At 30.0% G+C, this 23,242-nt stretch carries 21 protein-coding genes; 19 read left to right on the top strand and 2 right to left on the bottom strand.

The window, feature by feature from the left end; translation table 11 throughout:
• The first annotated feature begins 7 nt into the window (after nucleotides 1–7).
• The 17 genes from ACFQ1R_RS05575 to ACFQ1R_RS05495 all read left to right on the top strand — a co-directional run bounded on the left by ACFQ1R_RS05575 (nucleotide 8) and on the right by ACFQ1R_RS05495 (nucleotide 19,171).
• Nucleotides 8–1,447 carry an MBOAT family O-acyltransferase gene (locus tag ACFQ1R_RS05575; protein WP_379925134.1) on the top strand — a complete coding sequence of 480 codons (1,440 nt, stop codon included), beginning with the start codon at nucleotides 8–10 and terminating at the stop codon, nucleotides 1,445–1,447.
• 1 nt (nucleotide 1,448) lies between these two features.
• Nucleotides 1,449–2,363, top strand: coding sequence for a hypothetical protein (locus ACFQ1R_RS05570; protein WP_379925133.1), 915 nt, complete (start codon nucleotides 1,449–1,451; stop codon nucleotides 2,361–2,363).
• Nucleotides 2,364–2,438: 75 nt separating this feature from the next.
• On the top strand, nucleotides 2,439–3,593 hold the full coding sequence (locus ACFQ1R_RS05565; RefSeq protein ID WP_379925132.1) for a cytidylyltransferase domain-containing protein: 1,155 nt from the start codon (nucleotides 2,439–2,441) through the stop codon (nucleotides 3,591–3,593).
• Nucleotides 3,594–3,609: 16 nt separating this feature from the next.
• Complete coding sequence (locus ACFQ1R_RS05560) at nucleotides 3,610–4,485, top strand: N-acetylneuraminate synthase family protein (RefSeq protein WP_379925131.1); 876 nt, start codon at nucleotides 3,610–3,612, stop codon at nucleotides 4,483–4,485.
• A 6-nt stretch (nucleotides 4,486–4,491) separates the two neighbouring features.
• On the top strand, nucleotides 4,492–5,883 hold the full coding sequence (locus tag ACFQ1R_RS05555; protein WP_379925130.1) for a UDP-glycosyltransferase: 1,392 nt from the start codon (nucleotides 4,492–4,494) through the stop codon (nucleotides 5,881–5,883).
• An 11-nt stretch (nucleotides 5,884–5,894) separates the two neighbouring features.
• The gene (locus tag ACFQ1R_RS05550; RefSeq protein ID WP_379925129.1) at nucleotides 5,895–6,668 is read left to right on the top strand and encodes an FkbM family methyltransferase; all 774 of its coding nucleotides are present in this window, start codon (nucleotides 5,895–5,897) and stop codon (nucleotides 6,666–6,668) included.
• Nucleotides 6,669–6,692: 24 nt separating this feature from the next.
• Complete coding sequence (locus ACFQ1R_RS05545; protein WP_379925128.1) at nucleotides 6,693–7,838, top strand: glycosyltransferase family 4 protein; 1,146 nt, start codon at nucleotides 6,693–6,695, stop codon at nucleotides 7,836–7,838.
• Entirely contained in the window at nucleotides 7,835–9,361 is a 1,527-nt protein-coding gene (locus tag ACFQ1R_RS05540; RefSeq protein ID WP_379925126.1) for a glycosyltransferase family 2 protein, read from the top strand. Before ACFQ1R_RS05545 ends, ACFQ1R_RS05540 begins: the two co-directional genes overlap by 4 nt.
• 6 nt (nucleotides 9,362–9,367) lie before the next feature.
• Complete coding sequence (locus ACFQ1R_RS05535; RefSeq protein ID WP_379925125.1) at nucleotides 9,368–10,159, top strand: glycosyltransferase family 2 protein; 792 nt, start codon at nucleotides 9,368–9,370, stop codon at nucleotides 10,157–10,159.
• Between the two features lie 4 nt (nucleotides 10,160–10,163).
• Nucleotides 10,164–11,204, top strand: a complete 1,041-nt coding sequence (locus ACFQ1R_RS05530) for an exostosin domain-containing protein (protein WP_379925124.1) — start codon at nucleotides 10,164–10,166, stop codon at nucleotides 11,202–11,204.
• Nucleotides 11,197–12,186 (top strand): glycosyltransferase family 2 protein, encoded by a 990-nt coding sequence (locus tag ACFQ1R_RS05525; RefSeq protein WP_379925123.1) that lies wholly within the window; start codon nucleotides 11,197–11,199, stop codon nucleotides 12,184–12,186. The genes ACFQ1R_RS05530 and ACFQ1R_RS05525 overlap by 8 nt, the downstream gene beginning before the upstream one ends.
• Nucleotides 12,187–12,188: 2 nt before the next feature.
• Nucleotides 12,189–13,121 (top strand): methyltransferase domain-containing protein, encoded by a 933-nt coding sequence (locus ACFQ1R_RS05520; RefSeq protein WP_379925122.1) that lies wholly within the window; start codon nucleotides 12,189–12,191, stop codon nucleotides 13,119–13,121.
• Nucleotides 13,118–14,239 carry a glycosyltransferase gene (locus tag ACFQ1R_RS05515; protein WP_379925121.1) on the top strand — a complete coding sequence of 374 codons (1,122 nt, stop codon included), beginning with the start codon at nucleotides 13,118–13,120 and terminating at the stop codon, nucleotides 14,237–14,239. The genes ACFQ1R_RS05520 and ACFQ1R_RS05515 overlap by 4 nt, the downstream gene beginning before the upstream one ends.
• On the top strand, nucleotides 14,236–15,309 hold the full coding sequence (locus ACFQ1R_RS05510) for a glycosyltransferase (protein WP_379925120.1): 1,074 nt from the start codon (nucleotides 14,236–14,238) through the stop codon (nucleotides 15,307–15,309). The genes ACFQ1R_RS05515 and ACFQ1R_RS05510 overlap by 4 nt, the downstream gene beginning before the upstream one ends.
• Nucleotide 15,310: 1 nt before the next feature.
• Nucleotides 15,311–16,693, top strand: a complete 1,383-nt coding sequence (locus ACFQ1R_RS05505) for an O-antigen ligase family protein (protein WP_379925119.1) — start codon at nucleotides 15,311–15,313, stop codon at nucleotides 16,691–16,693.
• 18 nt (nucleotides 16,694–16,711) lie between these two features.
• Entirely contained in the window at nucleotides 16,712–17,722 is a 1,011-nt protein-coding gene (locus tag ACFQ1R_RS05500) for a glycosyltransferase family 4 protein (protein WP_379925117.1), read from the top strand.
• Between the two features lie 57 nt (nucleotides 17,723–17,779).
• Nucleotides 17,780–19,171: an exopolysaccharide biosynthesis polyprenyl glycosylphosphotransferase gene (locus tag ACFQ1R_RS05495; RefSeq protein WP_379925116.1), complete on the top strand. Its 1,392-nt coding sequence runs from the start codon at nucleotides 17,780–17,782 to the stop codon at nucleotides 19,169–19,171.
• Nucleotides 19,172–19,195: 24 nt separating this feature from the next.
• Here the strand turns inward: ACFQ1R_RS05495 and ACFQ1R_RS05490 are convergent, their stop codons facing one another.
• Nucleotides 19,196–20,380, bottom strand: coding sequence for a lipoprotein N-acyltransferase Lnb domain-containing protein (locus ACFQ1R_RS05490; RefSeq protein WP_379925115.1), 1,185 nt, complete (start codon nucleotides 20,378–20,380; stop codon nucleotides 19,196–19,198).
• A gap of 10 nt (nucleotides 20,381–20,390) precedes the next feature.
• Entirely contained in the window at nucleotides 20,391–21,464 is a 1,074-nt protein-coding gene (locus tag ACFQ1R_RS05485; protein WP_449288659.1) for a putative type IX sorting system protein PorV2, read from the bottom strand.
• Between the two features lie 115 nt (nucleotides 21,465–21,579).
• Here ACFQ1R_RS05485 and ACFQ1R_RS05480 point away from each other — a divergent pair, with 115 nt between their 5' ends.
• Complete coding sequence (locus ACFQ1R_RS05480; protein WP_379925114.1) at nucleotides 21,580–22,335, top strand: CDP-alcohol phosphatidyltransferase family protein; 756 nt, start codon at nucleotides 21,580–21,582, stop codon at nucleotides 22,333–22,335.
• 12 nt (nucleotides 22,336–22,347) lie between these two features.
• Nucleotides 22,348–23,223 carry a DUF808 domain-containing protein gene (locus ACFQ1R_RS05475; RefSeq protein WP_379925113.1) on the top strand — a complete coding sequence of 292 codons (876 nt, stop codon included), beginning with the start codon at nucleotides 22,348–22,350 and terminating at the stop codon, nucleotides 23,221–23,223.
• Nucleotides 23,224–23,242: the final 19 nt, after the last annotated feature.

The following is a 23,242-nucleotide window of genomic DNA, read 5'->3' as shown; positions in this document are numbered from 1 at the left end:
ATACATCATGTTGTTCAATTCATTAGATTTTGCTGTGTTTTTACCAATAGTATTTGTGCTTTATTGGTTTGTTACGGCAAAAAATTTAAAGTATCAAAACTTACTTTTGGTAGTAGCAAGTTACGTGTTTTATGGTTGGTGGGATTGGCGCTTTTTAAGTCTTATTGCTTTTAGTTCTATTTTAGATTATGGTATTGGTTTGCGTTTGTTGCATGAAGAAAATGAACGAAAACGAAAAGCTTTCTTATGGTTAAGTATTTGTGTAAATATTGGCTTTTTAGGGTTTTTTAAATACTACAATTTTTTTGTTGAAAGTTTTATTGATGCTTTTTCACTTTTTGGAACGCAGGTTTCAGCAAATACTTTGCATATTATTTTACCAGTGGGCATTAGTTTTTACACCTTCCAAACCTTAAGTTACAGTATTGACGTTTATAGACGGAAATTAGAGCCTACAAAAGATGTTATATCATTTTTAGCTTTTGTTAGTTTCTTTCCGCAGTTAGTAGCTGGTCCTATTGAGCGTGCAACAAATTTATTGCCGCAATTTTATAAGAAACGCCAATTTCATTATTCGCAAGCTGTAGATGGTTGTAAACAAATACTTTGGGGTTTATTTAAAAAAATAGTGATTGCCGATAATTGTGCGGAATATGCGAATATGATATTCAATAATTCTGATAATTATTCTGGAAGTACCTTAGTAATGGGTGCTTTGTTCTTTACATTTCAAATTTATGGCGATTTTTCTGGGTATTCTGATATTGCTATTGGGACTTCAAGATTGTTTGGTTTCAATTTAAAACAAAACTTTGCATTTCCTTATTTTTCTAGAGATATGGCTGAGTTTTGGAGGCGTTGGCATATATCACTTTCTACTTGGTTTCGAGATTATTTATACATTCCGTTAGGTGGAAGCCACGGCGGAACATGGATGAAAGTTAGAAATACGTTCATTATTTTTTTAGTGAGTGGTTTTTGGCATGGAGCCAACTGGACTTTTATTGTTTGGGGACTTTTAAATGCACTTTATTTTTTGCCATTATTACTCGCCAAATCCAATAGGAATAACTTGGATGTGGTTGCTGAAAATGCCAATATACCTTCGGTTAAGGAGTTTTTTCAAATGCTATTAACATTCAGTCTTTCAGTGTTTGCATGGATATTTTTTAGAGCTGAAAATGTTTCTCATGCATGGAATTATATTGTTAATATTTTTAAAGATTCATTATTTAAACTACCAGAAGTAAGACCTACTAATGTAATAATTTTAATAGTTGTATTTATGTTTATTGAATGGTTGGGTAGAACCCAGCAATATGCTATTGAGTTGCTTTTAATTAAGCAAAATAAAGTTTTACGATGGTCATTTTATATGGTTTTAATAGCAATCATATTTATTTATACCAGTGAAGAGCAGCAAGAATTTATCTACTTTCAGTTTTAATATGAAACTTTTTATAAAACGCATATTAATTTTTTCATTAATCTTTTTTGTCATAGAAAAAGGTGTTTGGTTTCTATTACAAGAAACTCCCAAGAGGCAATATGATAAGCGATTAGAACTTATGTTACATGGCAAAATAAACAAGGATATTATTGTTTTAGGATCGTCTAGAGGAGCAGGTAATATTTTAACGGGACAGTTAGAACAGGAAACAGGTTTAACAGCGTATAATTTATCGTATCAAGGTTCTCATGTTGAGTTTCATAAATTTATATTAGAAACATTACTTAAATTCAATAAGCCACCTAAATATGTCTTGCTAAGTATAGATAATTCTAGTCAGTTTATAAAAGAGCCAAGTTTAAATTATAGAGAAGATGCTGTACTTCCTTTAACCAAATATAATTACATCAATCACGAATTGGTAACACAAAATATAAATAGTCCATTATCATATATGTTCTTTTTGGGTCGATACAATAAATTTCATTCTTTGTTTAGAGATGCTTTTGTAAATACAAGAAACCCTATAGATTCTTTTGGCTCCATGGGTATTTTAAAAAAGAACGATGTAACATTGGATTATAATAATCAAATAGAAGATTATAATCCGAAATTTGAAGAAGAATCCAGATTAAAGGCATTTAATACCATTCAAAAACTTTGTGAATTACATAAAATAAAGTTGGTGTTTGTATTTTCGCCCAGTTTTAGTAGTTTCGATAGTCGTTTTTATACCAGATTTAAAAAATTAACACAGCCAGAGCATAGTGTATTTGTTTATGACACAACGAGTAGTATTTATAAAAACCAAGATTACTTTTACGACAAATCGCATCTTTATATAAATGGAGCTAAGATATTTACTTCTGAGTTAAGTAAGTTTGTAAAAAATAAATCTAGTTTAGTAGACTAAGTTTTTATTTGTAGAATGTCTTCTTTAAAAAACGTATTTTAGCGATTCATATAAACCAAATTTATTACGTTATCCATGAAAAAAATCGGTTTCATTCCTCTTAGAAAAAATTCCAAAGGAATTCCAAATAAAAACAAACGAAAAATGGTTGGAAGACCACTATTCACTTGGGTTTTAGCGGAAGCCATATTTTCAAAGTTAGACGAGATACATGTATATACAGATGATGATACCATTATAGATTTTATAGCAAAAGAATACCATTGGACGCCAAAAGTTAAAGCGTATTTACGAAGTGATGAAAGTGCTACCGATACGGCATCTACCGAATTCGCGATGTTGGAATTTGCTGAAAAAATAAATTATGATTTTGATGTATTTTGTTTGCTTCAAGCCACATCGCCATTCACCAAAAGAAATGATATTAATGCCTGTTTAGATAAATTAAATAATGGTTATGATTCTGCTTTAACAGTAGTAAATACCCATCGTTTTTTATGGAACGAAAACGGAACTGCTATCAATTATAATCCGCATAAAAGACCACGCCGACAAGATTTTGAAGGTTTGTTGGTTGAAAACGGATCTGTTTATACCACAACCAAACAAGCTTTACAGAAACATAAAAACAGAATTGGAGAAAAGGTAGCAGTTGTTAAAATGCCTGAAGATACTCTAATGGAGATTGATTCTGAAACCGATTGGCTAGCTGTTGAAACTTTGCTTATTGAACGCCAAAAAAGAGAAAAATTATCTCAAAAAATAACGCATTTGGTGTTAGATGTTGATGGCGTTTTCACCGATGGCACCATAACATATACTGAAAATGGTGAACATACCAAAAGTTTTGATATGCGTGATGGAATGGGGCTAGAAATCTTGCGTCAGTTTAATATTGAGGTTATGGTAATGACCTCAGAGCAATCTGAATTGGTTGCAAAACGCATGCAGAAACTAAAAATAAATCACGTTTTTTTAGGAGTAAAAGATAAATATAGCTTATTGCAGCATGTTTTAAAAAAACAAAATATATCACTTAACAATGTTGCATATTTAGGCGATGATGTAAACGATTTAACCAATATTTGCAGTGTAGGTTGGTCGTTAACGCCAAACAATGCTACCGATGTTGTTAAACAACATGCAGATATTGTGCTTTCTAAAAATTCTGGAGATGGAGCTATTAGAGAAGCTTGCCAATTCATTTTTAATTATAATAAACGCTTTTAATTGCCTCAAAAATTTAATGAACACTTATAAAAAACCATATATTATTGCTGAAATTGGTTGTAACCATAAGGGCGATATGGAAATTGCTAAAGAACTTATTAAAGTTGCAAAAATATTCTGTAATGCCGATGCCGTTAAGTTTCAAAAACGAAATAATAAGGAATTATTAACGGAGGAACAATACAATCAACCACATCCAAATCCTGCTAATTCTTATGGAGATACGTATGGAGCGCATCGCGAGTATTTAGAGTTTGATGTAAATCAACACAAAGAATTAAAGAATTACTGTGAGGAAATTGGTATAACTTATTCAACTTCGGTTTGGGATTTAACTTCTGCCAAGGAAATAACATCATTACAACCAGAGTTTATAAAAATACCTTCAGCATGTAATAATAATATAAACATGTTGGAGTGGTTATGTGAAAATTATCAAGGCGAACTTCATATTTCAACAGGAATGACAACCAAAAATGAAATTGAAGACTTGGTTAAGTTTTTCAAAAAATTCAACAGAAATAAAGATTTAGTACTTTACAATTGCACATCGGGTTACCCTGTACCATTTGAAGATGTATGCCTTTTAGATATTAATCTGTTAATTGAAAAATATAAAAACGAGGTAAAGCACATTGGTTTTTCTGGGCATCATTTGGGAATAGCGGTAGATGTTGCAGCTTATACCTTAGGAGCAAACATTATAGAGCGTCATTATACCATTGATAGAACATGGAAAGGAACCGACCACGCAGCTTCGTTAGAGCCTATGGGGCTCAGAAAACTGTCAAGAGATTTAAATGCTGTATTTAAAGCACTTAGTTTTAAATCACAGGATATTTTACCTATTGAACAAGTTCAGCGTGATAAATTAAAAAATCAAAAGGGATAGATTAAAATGAAGAAAAAAGTATTCGTTTTCTTTCCTGATGGTGTTGGTTTAAGAAATTTTGCTTTTACTATTTTTAAACAAATTGGTGAAGCTAAAGGTTATGATATTCACTATTGGAACAACACTGTTTTTTCATTAAAGGACAATTTAGGTTTTAATGAAGTAAAGATTGAAAATCATAAAAATCATCCATTAACACCCATTTATTTAAGAGCCAGAAAGCACATTGAACTTAATATATCACAAAATAAGTTTAATGATAATGTATACCCAACCTATAAATTCCCATTCAATTATAAAGGATTAAAAAATACAGTTAAAACGTTATATATAAAGCTGTTAATTGGGTTGAATAATTCTGAAAAAGGTATTGAGCGCATTCGGAAAAAAATTGATTCTTTAGAACGTTCCACTACAAAATACACTTACTGTAAAGCGCAACTTTTAGAACATAAACCAGATTTGGTGTTTTGTACCACGCAACGTGCATCACAATCTATAAGTGCTTTATTGGCAGCAAAAGATTTAGGAATACCTACAGCTACATTTGTTTATTCATGGGATAATGTGCCAAAAGCAATGCAAGTGGTTGAAACCGATTATTATTTTGTTTGGAGTGATTTAATGAAAAATGAGGTGCTTCAATATTACCCATTTGTAAAAGAAGAACAGATTTTTGTAACTGGAACACCACAATTTGAACCACATTTTGATACAACATTACTAGAATCTAGAGAAGATTTTTTCAAACAATATGGGTTAGATGTTAATAAAAAATACATCTGTTATTCTGGTGATGATGAAACCACATCGCCTTTAGATCAATATTATTTAGAAGATTTAGCAAATGCTGTTAGAAGTTTGAATAACAAAGGCTATAACTTAGGCATCATTTATAGAAAATGCCCAGTAGATTTCACCAAAAGATATGATGCTGTTATTGAAGCCAACACCGATATTATTGAAGTTTTAGACCCTATTTGGAAACAAGTTGGTAGTATTTGGAACGAAGTGTTGCCCGCCAAAGAAGATTTTAAAATGTTGTACAATGTGTGTGAACATAGCGAGTTTGTAACAAATGTATGTTCATCAACCGTATTCGATTTTGTAGCTCATAAAAAACCTTGCATTTATTATAATTACGAACAACCACAATTAAAAAAAGGCATTCGCGATATTGGTCAGAATTACAAATACGTTCATTTTAGAAGCATGCCAAGTGATAACGCCGCTATTTTTTGCACCAATAAAAACGAATTGGAAGGTTTGGTGCAACAAATATTAGATGGCAAATTATCAAATGTTGAAGAAGGCTTGAAATGGTTTGAAATTGTAGCTGGAAAAACACCAACAAAAGCCTCGGATACTATTTGGAAAACTATAAATCAAATTATATAAATATCAAGTTTATGAACATTAAGAATTTAGTTAAATCTCTGTTAGGAATAAATAATATAAAGTTTATTAAATCTTGGTTTAGAAGTTCAAAAGAGAAAAAACTAATTAAAAAAAGAAAAGAATTTTATTCTCAATTCCTTATCCCTAATAGTGTTTTTTTTGACATTGGAGCAAATTATGGTAACAGAATTGAACCTTTAATAAATGAAAATATTAAAATAATTGCTGTAGAACCACAAGAAGAATGTGTTAGGTTTTTAAAAAAGAAATATGGAAATAAAATTACCATACTTCAAAATGGTGTTGGGGAAAAAATAGAAACAAAATTATTATATATATCAACCAATGCTAATATTTTATCTTCATTCTCTAAAGACTGGATTAATTCTACTAAAGAAAGCGGTAGGTTTAAAAATATTATTTGGAATGAAACCCGAGAGATTGAAATGGTAACTTTAGATTATTTAATAAGTAAGTTTGGTAGTCCTAGTTTTATTAAAATTGATGTGGAAGGCTTTGAGTTAGAAGTATTAAAAGGTCTTACCCAAAGTGTAAAATCATTATCATTAGAATATACAGTTCCAGAACGAAAAGACGCGTTATTAGACTGCTTATGCTATTTAAATACTTTGTACAATTCTAACATTATGTTTAATTATTGCAAAACTGAGTTTACAGAGTTTTCCTTGTCCCATTGGGTTAATTATAATGATATGATTGAAGAGGTAAATTCTACAGCATTTTTAAACACCAAATTTGGTGATGTATATGTGAAACTTAATTAATGATAGCGAACAACTTTTAAGAAAATGAAAATAGGTTTTATTACACCCGAATACCCTCATGCTCAACTTAACGTTGCTGCAGGTATTGGTACGAGTATAAAAAACTTAGCAGTAGCATTAGTTAAAAAAGGAATAACGGTTACGGTGTTTGTGTATCAACAAAACAGTGATGCTATTATTTTTGATGAAGGTGTAACCATACACAAAATTGCTAAAAAGCAATATCGATTTTTAACGTGGTATTATTACAGGCTACAATTACAAAACCATATTAACACCATAGTAGCACAACAAAAAATAGATCTTATTGAAGCACCAGATTGGACAGGCATTACTGCATTTATGCGTTTTAAAGTGCCATTGGTTATCCGTTTTCATGGTAGCGATGCATATTTTTGTAAATTAGAAAACAGAAAACAAAAATTTAAAAATTTTCTATTTGAAAAATTGGCTTTAAAAAAAGCATCGGCATTTATAGCGCCAACCACATTTGCAGGAGAAGAAACAGCTAAAATATTCAGACTTGACAAATCTAAAATTAAGACCATTCATTATGGGTTACAAATTGAAAATTTTGTAAATCAATCGCCTTTAAACTATAATAAAAACACCATACTTTACATAGGAACCATCATAAGAAAAAAGGGTGTTTTCGAGTTGGCTGAAATTTTTAATAAAGTGGTTGAAATAAATCCAGAAGCTACATTAATTTTAATAGGAAACGATGCATTTGACATACAAACAGGTTCATCTTCAACATATAAGTTGGTTGAAAATTTGTTTTCAAACGAAGCTAAAAAAAATGTAAATTATTTAGGAAAAGTGTCTTATTCTGAAGTAAAAAATCATATTAAAAATGCCCATATTTGTGTTTTTCCTTCATTTGCTGAAACCTTAGGAATGGTAACCATAGAAAGTATGGCATTACAAAAGCCTGTAGTTAACACAAGTATAGGTTGGGCAAAAGAACTAATTACAGATGGCGTTGATGGTTTTTTAGTGCACCCATCAAATACAGATTTGTATGCAAAACGTATTTTAGAATTGTTTAGCAATAAAAAATTATGTGAAACTATAGGCGTTCATGCAAGAGCTAAAGTTGAAACACTATTTGATATTACTAAAAATGCTGAGGTGAATATTCAATATTATAAATCGATTATTGAATGATTTATTTAATACATCAAAACAGTAGTGCATTAAAGGTACTTGATAGTGATTTGCAAGAAACACCTTTTTTAATAGATACAACGCTTACAAAAACACTATTCAAAATAGCTAAAGCATTTCCAAACGAAATTATTATTTGGTGCCATCAAGCCTATCAAGAATTTATAAATTCATCTGTTTTACATACAATATTTCATCATCAAAACATACTAGCATCGTATTCGGTTAGTAGTAAATACTACATTCCAAATAGTTTAGGTTATATTGATCAATCGGTATTTTTAAATGTAAAAAAAGATGTGACTTTCCCAACGTGGTTAATGAGTAGCGATGTTGGTGGTATTTCGGCAAGGTTATTAAATTCGGTTTCTAATAACTTCAAACCGTTTGATAATTTTGATTATTTTCTAAATTCATTAGCAAAAACAGTCATGATTCAAGGGCTTTTTTGTTATTCTGAACCTGCTTTGTTAACTAAAAAAGTACAACCAATAGTTGAAATTAAACAAGCTTCAAATATTCAATTATTCAAATTCGTAAAAGCACATTATAAGTGGGTTTGGGTTTTTATGCTGGCATCTTGTTTTGTTATTTATGAAAAGAAATTAAAACTTATACCACTTATTAAATCGTTTTTTCAAAAACGATTAAACTTAAATTTTGAGCAAGTTAATTTTCAATCAATAAACACAGTTATAACCAAAAAAGAGATTGATGTTATTATTCCAACTATAGGAAGAAAAACTTATTTACACGATGTTCTAATAGATTTAGCAAACCAAACCATACTTCCAAAAAATGTAATCATTATTGAACAAAATCCACTACCTGATAGTGTTTCAGAATTGGATTTTATAACAACCAAAAACTGGCCATTTCATATAAAACATACTTTTACACACCAAACGGGTGTTTGTAATGCCAGAAATTTAGCACTTAATCAAATTGAAAGTGAATGGGTATTTTTAAATGATGATGATAATAGATTTGATGAACATTTAATTGAATCAGTTTTTAAAAAAGTACATGATTTTGGTGTTTTAGCCATAACTACTGTCTATTTACAAGAAAACGAAAAGCTGCTTTTTACAAAAACGCATCAAACAGGTATATTTGGTTCGGGTAATAGTTTTATAAAAGCCAGTTGTTTAAAAAACATTCGGTTTAATATGGCTTTGGAGTTTGGTTATGGTGAAGACTTTGATTTTGGTATGCAATTACGCAATGAAGGTGTTGATGTTATTTACTGTCCAGATATTAGAATTACACATCTTAAAGCACCTTTTGGCGGTTTTAGAACCGAGGTTAAACAATTGTGGGATGCAGATATGGTACAACCCAAACCATCGCCAACTATTATGTACACCTTTTTAAAACATTATACCAAAAAGCAACTTTTAAATTATAAATTGGTGTTGTTTTTAAGGCTAATAAAAAAAGAATCTATTTTTAATTATTGGAGTTTTTATAAAAACTTTCAAAAAAAATGGCAAGCAAGTATATTTTGGGCTAAAAAACTATAATTTATTGTGAAACAGAAACCACGTATAAGTATTTTAATTACCCATTACAACAGACCAGACGATTTGTTGAAGTGTATTAATGCTATACGTCAAATTAATATAGAAGATTCTGAAATTGTAGTAAGTGATGATGGTAGCGATTTGGAAACTATCACTGAAATTGAAACTTTTGGTATTGATAAATTAATTAAATCAAAAGAAAATAAAGGATTAGCAGCCAATATTAACAAAGGTATTGCTGCTTGTGAAGGTGATTATATTTTATATTGTCAGGAAGATTTCATGTTGAACCCTAAAATCAATTTACTATTACCAGAATGTATTACGTTGTTAGAAAGTAATTGTGCAGATTTAGTTCGATTTACATCTAATTTTAAGTTCAATAAATTAATTAAATTGACTAATAGTATGTCGTTAATTCCTAAGTTTTCTTTTAAAAATTTCACTCAAAATTATTATCAATATAGCGACCATCCGTTCATCACAAAAAAAAGCTTTTATAACACTTATGGGTTCTATCTTGAAAATACCTCTGGGCGTTATGGAGAAACAGAATATGGTATTCGCATTTGTAATAGTAACGCTAAAATTGCAATAACCAATGAAACCTTAGCTTCAACAATAGAAGGTAGTCAATCTATTTTAATACATGAATTTAAACCAAAAACAATTAAAATAACACCAAGTAAATCTTTGTTAAAATTAGCAAGGGCTTTTAGATTGTATTTTGAATGGGTTTTTTATAACAAAACCAAAAGAGGATTAATTTCATATAAAAACGCAAGAAAACAAACTTAAATTAATGCTGAAACTATACACAAATACCGAATTTTTAACCGAAACCCATCGCAAAGAAGTGTTTCCCTTACTGTTCGATTTGCATTATTTAAAGAATAGTGAATTACTAAATTACTACCAATTTGTTGATGATGCTTCAAAAAGTGATGTTATTGTGTTTCCTATCGATTACACTAGTTTTTTAAAGTTTAGAAACGCATTTGGTAATCTTCAAAAATTAGCAAAAGAGGACGAAAAACCCATCTGGATTTACACGGGTGGCGATTATGGTTTTACAAATTATATTAAAAATAGTTATACATTTCGGTTAAGCGGTTTTGATAGTAAATTAAGTAACACCACGTTTGTAATACCTTCTTTTGTAAATGATCCTTACACAAGTTATTTGCCTCAAGGTTTCTCTACACTTAAAAAAGAAAACGAGCCAACTATTGGTTTTGTAGGTCATGCAAATTCAAGTATTTTAAAATACTCCAAAGAGGTTTTAAACCATTTTAAATATAAGTTAAAAATAAGTTTTTTAGGTAAGTTAGCCGATGCTCAATCCTTTTATCCATCAAGTATAAAACGCGCTAATTATTTAAAGAAATTACAATTATCAAAAGGGTTACAAACCAATTTTATATTAAGAAATCATTATCGTGCTGGTGTACAAACCGAGCTTGAAAAACAAAAATCAGCAAAAGCGTTTTACAACAATATGTATAGTAATGCATATACGTTTTGTAGTAGAGGTGTTGGGAATTTTTCGGTGCGTTTTTATGAAACCTTAGCCGTAGGTCGCATTCCAATTTTATTGAATACCGATTGCAGATTGCCTTTAAATGATATAATTGATTGGGATAAACACATTGTTATTTTAAATGATAAAAAAAAAGCATCATTTGAAGAGCAAATTCTCGATTTTCATAATTCTAAAAGCGATTCTGAGTTTGAAGAACTTCAAAAAAGTAACCGAAAACTCTGGGAAATATATTTAATGCGTCCATCGTATTTTATTAAAATTCACGATGCATTTCTAAATAAAATCAATAAAAATGGATAAAACGTTTACCCTTATCATTTGTACTTATTTAAGGCCGAATCCACTTTTGAAGCTTTTAAAATCGGTAGAAAAGCAAACTGTTTATCCAAACGAAATTTTAATAATTGATGGTTCTACAAATAATGAAACGGAGATTATTTTAAATCAAAATCCTTTTAAAAATTTAAAATATTACAAAGTTGATGCAGCAAATAGAGGATTAACTAAACAACGAAATTTTGGCATCAATAAAGTTTCTAAAGCTTCAGGAATTATATGTTTTTTAGATGATGATACGGTTTTAAACACCGATTATTTTCAACAATTATTACATACATATAGTGTATACCCAGAAGCGTTGGGTGTTGGTGGTTATATTGAAAACGAGTCTGTTTTTGAGTATGTAGGTGATGGTTATAAAACTAAAAAAGATGAGTTTTATTTTGATGGTTGGAAACGAAAAGACGGTAGCCGTTTTATAATTAGAAAAAAGTTAGGATTAGCACCCGATTGTCCACCAGGTTTTTCTCCAAGTTTTTCGCATGCTCGTAGTGTTAGTTTTTTGCCACCGAGTGATAAAATTTATGAAGTTGAATTGCTAATGGGTGGTGTTTCTTCTTTTAAAAATGAAGTGTTTAAATCACATCAATTTTCAACGTATTTTGAAGGTTATGGTTTGTATGAAGATGCCGATTTTTCACTTCGTGCAGCTAAAACAGGTAAATTATATTTAAACACAGCCGCAAAATTAGCGCATTACCATGAAGCTTCTGGAAGACCCAATCAGTTTAAATACGGAAAGATGGTAGTTAAAAATGGATGGTACGTTTGGCGTGTTAAAACACCAAAACCAACATTTAAAGATAAAATGAAATGGCATACCATCACGCTTTTGTTGATATTCATCAGATTTAGCAATACATTTACAGCACAAAATAAAAAGCAAGTAATTACAGAAACTTTAGGTAGAACTGTTGGTTGGTTTCAAGTTTTAATAGCTTAAAAATGACAAGAGATATAATAATTCATCCAGATACACATTCCAAATTAATTGAAATTACAGAAACTCTTTATGTGTTTGAAGATGGTAACACTTTGCCTATACACAACGGTGTACCTATTCTTTTCGGTATAAATTCTATATTTAGTGCTGATGATATTATAAATTCAAAAGTCACAACGCAAGACAGTAGTTATTTAAACACTTCTAGCATTAAAAATTATGTGCGTAGAAAATTACTGCCATCATTGTGTACAGATTTTAATATTGAAAAACGCTATCATGCTCTTTTAGAGTTTGCCCCTAATAACGGTAAAGTATTAATTATTGGAGCAGGAGAGAAGGTTTCCTATTATAAAGAAAAGTTTAAAAATTGCGAAGTAATTACATCCGATGTCCATAATCAATTTAAACCCGATTATGTTTTTGATGGTCATTACATTCCTTTTGTTAATGATACTTTCAATGTAGTTTTAGCAGCTCAAGTTATTGAGCATACCATTAATCCATGGAAATTTTGTGAGGAATTGCAACGTGTAACTAAAACTGGTGGCGTGTTGCAAATTGAAGCACCACATAATTTTCCTTACCATGCAGAACCTTACGATTTTTATCGTTTTACTTATACAGGTATGCGAAGTTTATTTCCTAAATGTGAAGTTTTAAATGCTGAAATAACTGAAGGAAATGCGTCGGTAGTAGCCATAACGTTATCTAACTATTTTGTAAACTTAAGTTCAAAAAAACTAATTAGAAGCGTGTTTTTGTTTGTTACAAGAATTTTATTTGGCTGGTTGAAATTTTTAGATAACAGAAAAGGAACACCAAACAGAAGAACTGTTTCTATGCCTAAAGGCTATGCATTTACATTTAAGAAAGATGAAATTAAAAGAACTTCAAAAGATTTGCTAAAAGAGTTTTATACATTAAAAAAATGACCTTTGCCATAATTACTCATGTTCCGCACAGTACCTCGCAAAATCAATATTTTGCTTATGCGCCGTACGTTCGTGAAATGAATTTGTGGGTTAAACACGTAAACAAGACAATTATTGTTGCTCCAAAAACAAGCAATAAACCTTCAATAATAGATTTAGCTTATCAGCATGAAAACATTCAGTTTAATGAAATTCCTGCTATCCAATTTATATCATTTAAAAACTGTTTTTCGTCTTTAATAAAACTTCCAGTTATTATTTGGACAATTTTTAAAGCATGTAGAAATGCCGATCATATTCATTTACGTTGTCCAGGAAACATAGGGTTGTTGGGTTGTTTTGTTCAAATGCTGTTCCCTAAAAAAATAAAAACCGCAAAATACGCAGGTAATTGGGATCCAAAAGCAAAACAACCTATTAGTTACAAACTTCAAAAGTGGATTTTAAGTAACACGTTTTTAACTAAAAACATGCAGGTTTTGGTTTATGGAGACTGGGAAAATCAAACAAAAAATATCAAGCCGTTTTTCACAGCTACGTATTCAAATTCAGAAATAGAAGTTCCTCAAATAAGAGATTATTCCAATGAACTAAATTTTATTTTTGTAGGTAGTTTAGCTGAAGGTAAAAGACCTTTGTTGGCAATTCAAATAGTTGAAGCTTTGAAAAAGAAAGGAAAGCAAGTACAATTGGATATGTATGGTGATGGTATTTTAAAAGAAGCGTTAGAACAATATGTTTTAAGTAATCATTTAGAGAATGTTGTAAAACTTCATGGCAATCAAGAAAAAAATATTGTAAAAGAAGCTCTTAAAAATGCTCATTTTTTACTGTTACTTTCAAAATCTGAAGGTTGGCCCAAAGCAGTTGCCGAAGCTATGTTTTTTGGCGTAATTCCTATTACAACATCAGTATCTTGTGTGCCTTTTATGTTGCAAAATGGAGAAAGAGGTATTTTAATTGAACCAGAATTATCTCATGCTTTAAATAGTATTAATAAAGCAGTTAATAATGAAGCATCATTAAAAATGATGAGTAAATTAGCATCAAATTGGTCTCAATATTATACAATGGAACTTTTTGATGATGAAATTTATAAGCAGCTAAAAAAAGGATGAAGGTTTTACAATTAATAGATTCTTTAGAAGTTGGTGGTGCAGAGCGTGTGGCAGTAAATATTGCCAATGCTTTAGTGTCGCAAGATGCTGTTTCTCATTTATGTGCTACACGAGCCGAAGGTTTACTTAAAGATAGTTTAGATACTCATGTAGAATACCTTTTTTTAAACAAAAAATCTACCTTAGATGTTTTATCCATTTTCAGGTTAAATAGGTATGTGAAACTGCATCAAATTAAAATAATTCATGCTCATTCGTCATCATTTTTTTTAGCTACAATTATTAGAATTTTTAATAAAAATATAAAAGTAGTATGGCACGACCATTATGGTAATAGCGAATTTTTGCAACATAGAACTTTTAAGGTTTTAAAAGCATGTTCAGTATATTTCAATCATATTTTTTGCGTAAATAAGCATTTAGAAAAGTGGGCTAAATTACATTTAAAATCAAAAAACATAAGTTATTTACCAAATTTTGCGGTAAAAACCAACTTAACTCCCGAAACTACATTACATGGTGAAATAGGGAAACGCATTATTTGTTTAGCAAATTTACGAGAACAAAAAGACCATCTTACCTTATTAAAAGCATTCAAAATTACTATTGAACAACATAAAGATTGGACTTTACATTTAATAGGAAAAGATTTTAATGATTTGTATTCTGAAACCGTAAAATCCTTCATTCTAGATAACGCGTTACAAAAGAATGTTTTTCTTTATGGAAGTAAACCAGACACATTTCATATGTTGTCACAAGCTACAATAGGCGTTTTATCATCAAAATCTGAAGGATTACCTTTGTCATTATTAGAATACGGATTAGCAAGATTACCTGTAATAGCAACACAAGTTGGCGAATGTGCCGAAGTTGTAAAAAATGATATGGGATTGCTAGTTAACCCAAAAAACAGCATCGAATTGTCTCAAGCATTTTTAAAATATATTGAGAACGAAGCGTTACGAAGTGCGGATGCTATTCGTTTTCATGAGTATATTCAGAATAACTTTTCAGAAAAAAGTCAAATAAAAGCTATTATAGAAATTTATAAAAAGATTATTAAATAATTTGAATAAAATCAATTACATAAAAGCAATAGGATTACATGTTTTAATAGGACTGGTTATTTATGTTTCTCCAGCCTTATCAAAATTGTATTTTTTAGGTGTTTTTGTGTATTTTTTAAATAAAATATTTAAAACAAAACCATCTTTTAAAGCGGTTCAAGTGTTAATAGCTTGTGCTTATGTTGTTGGTGCAGAAGTTTTTATAAGAATGACGGGTGGAAGCTTTTTGTATGAAGCTTCAAAATATTTAGTTATAGTATTTTGTTTAATAGGACTTTTTACTACTAGGCAACGCGGGCAACCAATAGCATATGTAATTTATATTTTGTTGCTTATTCCTGGTATTTTTGTAGCAGCATTTACAATGACTGAAAGTACAACACTACGAACCGCTATTGCTTTCAATTTAAGTGGCCCAATTTGTTTAGGTATTGTAGCTGTTTTTTGTTATAAACTAAGAGTTAGTTATAACGCCATACAAAAGGTGTTTTTTACAATGGCACTGCCTTTAATTGCAACAACCGTGTATTTATTTTTATACAACCCAAGCGTTAGAGATACTATTACAGGTACGGGTTCTAATTATGCAGCTTCTGGAGGTTTTGGACCAAATCAAGTAGCAACCGTTTTGGGTTTAGGTATGTTTATATTTGGTGTTAGGTTTTTTTCGCAATCACCTTCCATGTTTTTCAAATTAATAAATGCCGCTCTTTTCTTTTTAATTAGTTATCGCGCTATTATAACTTTTAGTCGTGGAGGCGTTATAACGGCTATCATCATGATAATTGCGTTTATTTATCTTTATTTTAGAAAAGTTAACGTATTTCATAAATTAAGGGTTAGTAGATTGTTTGTTGTTTTTATAGGTATTGGCTTTTCAATTTGGGTGTATTCATCTTTACAAACAGGTGGATTTATTGATAAACGTTATGCAAACCAAGATGCTTTAGGTAGAGAAAAAGAAGATATAACTACTGGAAGAACTGATTTGGTTTCTTTTGAAATTGACGAGTTTTTAAATAGCCCGATTGTAGGCGTTGGTGTTGGTAAAATAAAAGAACTTCGAGAGCAAAAAGAAGGGATTTTAGCTGCTTCTCATAACGAGATGAGTCGTATCCTATCAGAACATGGTCTTTTAGGGTTAATAGCGTTATCAATTTTGTTATTTACACCTTTAATTTTACGAATAAAAAACAAATCAAACATGTTTTTTTACGCATGTTATATGTTTTGGCTGCTAACAATTAATCACTCGTCCATGCGTATTGCAGCACCAGCTTTTATTTACGGACTTTGTTTATTAAGCATAAACTATCAAACAGCAAATACTAAAAAAGATATAAAAACCCTTAGTAAATTGAAAATTACTGAAGCTAATAGTTAATTGAATATAAATCATCAGATGAAAAATATTCTATACATAGGAAACAATTTATCTAGCAAAGGTAAAACGGAAACAACTATTGAAACGTTGAGCAAATTACTAAGGTTTCAAGGTCATGCTGTTTTTGTATCTTCAAACAAGTCAAATAAATTATGGCGTTTATTTGATATGCTTTTTGCTATTATAAAGTATTCTAAAAAAGCAGATTATGTTTTAATTGATACATATAGTACTTCTAATTTTTATTACGCATATTTAAGTAGTTTATTATGTCAATTATTTAAGTTGAAGTATATGCCCATTTTACATGGTGGAAATTTACCAAATAGGTTAAAAACAAACCCTAAATTATCAAAAACTATATTTAGCAATTCATTTAAAAACATTACTCCTTCAAATTATATTAAAACTGAATTTGAAAAGTATGGTTATACGAATATAGTTTGCATTCCTAACAGCATCGAAATTGATAAATACCCATTCAAGCAAAGAGATTTTCAAACAATTAAATTGCTTTGGGTACGTTCATTTTCAGAAATTTACAACCCACTTTTAGCAATTAAAATTCTAAAAGGTTTACAAAATGAAAACATAAAAGCATCACTTTGTATGGTTGGTCCAGATAACGATGGTTCTTTGCTTAAAGCAAAAAATTTTGCTAAAACTTTAAATGTAGCGGTAACTTTTACTGGTAAATTATCAAAAACAGAATGGATTTCACTTTCTCAAGATTATAATATATTTATAAACACCACAAATTTTGATAATATGCCCGTTAGTGTTATTGAAGCAATGGCATTAGGGTTGTCAGTTATTTCTACAAATGTTGGTGGTTTACCTTTTTTAATAAATAATGAAATAGATGGTGTTTTGGTTAATCCAAACAACGAAACTGATTTTATTGAAGCCATTAAAAAACTACAATCTAATATTGAAAACACTCAAAAAATCACTTTAAATGCCAGAAATAAAGTTGCTAATTTTGATTGGAATATTGTTAAAAACTTATGGATTAGTGTTTTAGAATAACTATTAGTTTATGTAATTAACTTACTATCTTTAACATCTGTCAAGATTAAACTAAAAATGGCAAAAAAAGGGATTCACTTTGAAATATCAGAACGAAAGATATTATTACGTATCCTAGATACCGTTTCAATACTTGCTGTATTATATTTTGTAAGTAATACATTTGATTTTGATTATTTCACCATAACAAAAGAAAAATGGCGATGGGCATTTGTGCTTATTTTATATATAACTATTTTCGGAACTATTTTTGAACTTTACGATTTACAAAAATCAAGTAAAATTGAAAAAATAGCCACAAGTATTGTTTTTACAGTTTCAATTACCGTATTATTCTATTTTTTAACACCATTTTTCACGCCAATTTTACCAGAAAACAGGCTTCAAATAGTATATTTTTATTTTTCAATACTTGTTGCATTGTTTATATGGCGTTTCGCTTATGTAACGTTTATAACGTCGCCTAGATTTTATAAAAAAGTATTAATTATTGGCGAAACATCTAATATTGAAGCAATTATAGATGCTTTTAAAAATGCCGACCCAAATTATAAGATTATAGGTTTTATAAATTGTGAAAAAAGAAAATCTGATAAAATTAAGTTTAAAGGTATCGTTGAATATAGCCCTAAGCAAATATATCAGGTAATAAAAGATGAGCTAATTTCTGAAATAGTTGTTGCTAGTTATAACTCTGCTACCATAACTCCAGAAATTTACAGAGACTTAATCACACTTCTAGAAGGTGGTTTTCCTATTAAAGAATATACACAGGTTTATGAAGATATGATGCAACGTGTACCTGTTCAATTTGTTGGAAAAGATTTTTACAAGTATTTTCCTTTCAGTCGAAGTAATCACAACAAATTATACCTGTTTTTCCAAAGACTATTCGATATTTTTATAGCTATTCTAGGAATTTCACTTGGCATTTTATTATTGCCTTTCATTTTAATAGGCAATTTTATTGGTAATAAAGGGCCACTTTTTTACACACAAGAACGTATTGGTAAAAATGGCAATCTATTTCGAATAATTAAGTTTAGAACCATGATTAAAAATGCCGAAGCTTCTGGTGCAGTTTGGGCAAAAAAGAATGATACAAGAATAACACCGTTTGGAAGATTTTTAAGGAATACACGTTTTGATGAATTTCCGCAGTTTTTAAATATTTTAAAAGGCGATATGAGTTTAATTGGACCACGACCAGAACGTCCGCATTTTGTTAGGCAACTATCACAATTACTTCCTTTTTACGAAACACGACATATTGTAAAACCAGGCCTTACAGGTTGGGCACAAGTAAAAACACGATATGGCTCATCGGTAGATGAAAGTTTACTAAAACTTCAATACGATTTGTATTATATTAAACACAGAAGTTTTTTACTAGATGCTAATATTTTTATAAAAACGTTAAGCACTGTTATTTTCTATAGAGGACAGTAATTATATTTGCTTATTGCTTATTGCTTATTGCTTATTGCTTATTGCTGAGAAATACTTTATTAAATATAAATATCTTACAAACAACGCTATTAAAAGTGGTATTAACCCAATAGCAAATACCTGTACACCAAGAATCCAATGTAATGTTAAAAGGCATAAAAGTATTACTAACAATTTCAAATACTTTACAAACCATGCGCTAGCTTTTGCTTTAACTAATTGTCCTATTACAAAAATATTAAGTACAAAAGCCCAAAGTAGGTTGTAGTTTTGGTGAGTGCCTTTATGGTCGGTTGCAAACCAAAGTAGTAATATAAAAATGCCAACAAGCCCAGTAACACTAAATAAGATTACATCTAGCCAATTACTTCGTTTTTGTTTCTTAAAATCGGTGTAAGTTATATATAAAATGAACAAACCAATAATACCCAAAACACATAACGGACTGGTTAAAAAATTAGTTGATTTAGGTGTTTTTATTTCTTTATATATCACCTTACTTTCTTTAACTAAATGTTTGTTTGTATTTTTAATAGTTGCAATTTCAAAGAATTTATATATGTTTTCAGGTAAAAACATGGTTTCTTCAGGTGTTGCTTTTCTATCAATTACAGAACCTAATGCGATATCAATACCAAAACTTCCCCAAGAATTTTTATTCAAATTATTTTGAATTAACGTTCTAAATGTTTGGTCTTTATAGCTTTTAGGATTATTAAAAACAATGCTGTTGTTTAAAGCAATATTGGTAACATCTTTTATTTTGGTGGCACAATTATCATAGAAAAACTCATATAGATATGCTCGATTTTCTGGTTTGTAATTGTTTATTAAATAATTAAATAATTTTTGTTTTTCAGTTGCTGACAGATTTAAAACTTGTTCCTTAATGGTTCTATTTTGTAATATGTATGCTTCAAAAAAATCGTCGTAATAATTTAAACCAATTAAATAATTAAGTTTTCCTTGAGCAAATTTTAAATAGAAATTAGGTGTTTCAAAATCGTAAACACCATAATTAAACACAATATCTGTTCCTTTTATAGGATCTTTTATTCTAAAAGCACTATGCCCAAATGCATCGTTTAACGATGCGCCAGGACCAATGGTTAAAACACTTATTTCTGCTTGTTCAGAAAGAATGTTTTGCTGCGCGATTGTTATTTCAACTAAAAAAAAGAGAATTAAAAAAAGTAGTTTTTTTTGCATAAAATTGAAGTTATCTAAAGATACTAAAATCGAGTTTTAACGAAAACACGTTGGAATATAACGCCACACTTTGGTCGCCAATATCGGTAAATGCATAATCTATTTGAATGCCATTGTATTTGAAACCGACACCAAAACTAGGTTGAAATGTTAGTTTTTCGCTAACATTATCAATTTGCAGTTCATTTTGAAAGTTACCAACACCTGCACGTAAATAAACCATATCAATATACCCAAATTCAAATCCTAATGCTGGATTGATGCTTGCAAACGATGACGAAATAATGTCGTTGTTTTGTTCAAAACGTACATTCAAATTTGCTGCTGCTAAAAGTGTGTAATCGTAATTAAAGGTCATTAATTTAGAAACACCAATTTGTAGTTTAGGAATGGTAATTTCGGTAGTTTCTGGTAATTCTTGATTTTGACCTTTAACAGCATCTTGAACTTTTTTAAATTCCTCTTTATCAATAGCCCAAGCGTTAAACGTGGTTGTAACATCGCGAGCCATAATGCCAAATTTCCAATCGTTATTACTTTCAAATTGAATTCCAGCATCAAAACCAAAACCCCAAGACGATGCAAATTTGCCAATAACACGTCGTATTACCTTAGCATTTACACCATAATTTAGTCCTTCAATAGGAAGTGCACGTGCGTATGAAAATGTTAATCCGTAATCGGCTGTAGAGAAAAGACTTATTCTATCGTAATTTATATTTCCTTGGTCGTCAATAAGTTGTGTTGTATTTAAAATATCATCAACCGCAAATCTAATAAGCGAAATACCAAAAACACTTCTATCGTCCAATGGTTTTGCAAACGCTACATAATCATAATTTGCAATGTTGGCAAAGTAACTAGAGTGCATTAAAGCTAGTTGATTATCTTCCAATTTTAATAAACCAGCAGGATTCCAATAGCCCGAATTTACATCGGAAGTTGTTGCAGTTACAGCACTACTCATACCCAAAGCAGCGGCATCAACACCAATATTCATAAACTCGTTAGAATATTTTCTAATGGTTTGACTAAATACCGATGCGGTGAAAATGCAAAGTAAAACGGTAATGTAAGATCTCAATCGCAATTTTTTTACAAAGATGCACATAATTTATAAACCTATAAACTTGAAATTATAATAGATATTGTTTTAGACGAAAATTGTTTGCTATTTTTACAACATTAAACGACTAACCATGAAGCAGTATATACCAAATGCCTTAACACTTTTAAATCTTTTCTGCGGAACAATTGCTGTAATTTTTGCAGTTCAAAATAATTTAATTAACGCTGCTTTGTTTGTGTTTCTTGGTATATTTTTCGATTTTTTTGATGGTTTTGCTGCTAGAAAACTAAATGTGCAAAGTGAACTTGGTGTACAATTAGATTCGCTTGCCGATATGGTAACAAGTGGCGTTGTACCAGGAATAATTATGTATAAACTACTACATTTAACTATTGACACCCCAGAAATGACGAATGAATGGCAAAGTAGTTTTAGTATGGAATGGGTTGGATTTAAGTTAGCAATATTACCATTAATAGGTTTGTGTATAACCTTAGCATCTGCATACCGTTTGGCAAAATTTAATATTGATGAAGATCAACAAACCTATTTTAAGGGTTTGCCAACACCAGCAAATACATTGCTTATTGTATCATTACCTTTAATAATAGAATTCCAAAATAACGATTTAATAAACTCAATAATAGTTAATAAATGGTTTTTAATTGGTTTAACGGTTTTAAGTTGTTATTTGCTAAATTCAAGCGTAAAACTTTTCGCTTTAAAGTTTAAAAATTGGGATTTTAAAGCCAATGCAACCCGTTATATCTTCTTAATACTGTGTGTTTTGTTCTTAATTGTATTGCAATTTGCAGCTATTCCAATAATTATTTTAGTATATATAGGTATGTCTATACTAGATAATTTAACTTCCAAAATAAAATAAAAAGTATTATTTATGGCTTCAGGATTTTTTGCATTGTTAGATGATATTGCTGCACTTATGGATGATGTTGTGGTAATGAGTAAAGTTACCACCAAAAAAACAGCAGGTATTTTAGGAGATGATTTAGCAGTAAATGCCGAAAAAGCAACGGGGTTTTTATCATCCAGAGAGTTGCCAGTTTTGTGGGCAATTACCAAAGGCTCTTTTTTAAACAAGCTTATTATTTTACCAATAGCTTTTTTATTAAGTTCCTTTTTACCATGGGCAGTAACCTTAATTTTAGTTTTAGGAGGCGTTTATTTAGCCTATGAAGGTGTAGAAAAAGTAGTTGAATTTTTTGTGCCACATAAACACGAAGTAGCAGACGTTTCAAGTGATTCTATTGCTGAAGAAGACGTTTTACAGGTTGAAAAAAAGAAGATAAAATCTGCCATTGTAACAGATTTTATTTTGTCGGTTGAAATTGTAATTATTTCCTTAGGTAGCGTTTTGGAGCAATCGTTACTCATTCAAATATTGGTAGTTTCTATTGTTGCCATTATTGCCACTATTGGTGTTTATGGTATAGTAGCCATGATAGTTAGAATGGACGATTTAGGTTATAAATTCATAAAAAAGAGTAATAACCAAAACAAGTTTTTAACAGGTATAGGAACGTTTTTGGTAAACGCATTGCCTTGGGTTATTAAAAGTTTATCGGTTATAGGTACAATTGCGCTAATATTGGTTGCAGGCGGTATTTTTACACATAATATAGCGTTTCTTCATCATTTTATGGAAGTAATACCTCCATTTATAAAAGATTTTATTGTTGGGTTATTGGTTGGTTTAATTGCAGTTTTAGTAATAAAATTATTTAAAAAAATACTTGATTTAGTAAGAAAATAAGTTAGTTTTAACCAAACAA

The organism is Mariniflexile jejuense (assembly GCF_042675665.1).
Lineage (GTDB): Bacteria > Bacteroidota > Bacteroidia > Flavobacteriales > Flavobacteriaceae > Mariniflexile > Mariniflexile jejuense.
The sequence above is the reverse complement of the archived record's forward strand: the minus strand, read 5'-3'. Positions and strand labels throughout refer to the sequence as shown.